This is a genomic window from Mesorhizobium sp. M1A.F.Ca.IN.020.06.1.1 (genome assembly GCF_004023265.1).
Taxonomy (GTDB): Bacteria; Pseudomonadota; Alphaproteobacteria; order Rhizobiales; family Rhizobiaceae; genus Mesorhizobium.
The window spans coordinates 1-628 of the sequence record NZ_RZSR01001647.1 but is presented as its reverse complement, the minus strand read 5'-3'; the positions used below and the strand labels follow the sequence as shown (position 1 = coordinate 628).

The 628-nt window shown below is 56.5% G+C and carries 1 protein-coding gene; it reads left to right on the top strand.

The genetic code is table 11. The features are described from left to right. Positions 1-479: 479 nt before the first annotated feature. Positions 480-628: cold-shock protein (locus EOA60_RS36110; RefSeq protein ID WP_164899931.1), on the top strand; the 149-nt coding region annotated here is incomplete at its 3' end.

Genomic DNA, 628 nt, shown 5'->3' with positions numbered 1-628 from the left:
GGGCAAGGAACTATTCGCGACGATCCAGTCAAAGAATAAGTTGTCTCAGCGGCTCCTAGCGCGGAATGGATATGTCCGCGTCGGGAAATCATGGCCATCCAATCGGGTTGACGATCGCGTGAACCTCTACATCCGGCCGAAGGCCGCACCAAAGGCGGGCGGTTAAGGCCACACCGAAGGCGTCGAGAAAGGACACGGATTCGACCTGATAGGCAAATGGCCGCGAGTTTCGGTAATTTCCGGACACCTGGGTGAGGGCTTCTTGATGAGAATACGGGCTGTTCGAGAGGATGGCGAAACAGAAGCCGCCCGTTTCGCTTCGAGCTCACCAATCGATTCTGCCCTCGGCTTACGGCCGAGATGTGGAATGGCAGACGAGAGGTGAGGAAGACAACCGTCATTGACGTGTTCAGGGCGATGGCTAGATTGCCTCCGCGCGCGTGAGGATTGCCCGCCTTGCCAGAATAAGGAATAGACGTGTGGCTACAGGTACGGTGAAGTGGTTTAATGCGACAAAAGGATTTGGGTTCATCCAACCAGACGCCGGCGGAGCGGACGTTTTCGTTCATATATCCGCCGTTGAACGTGCCGGGTTGAAGGGCCTCGCCGATGGCCAGAAGGTCAGCTA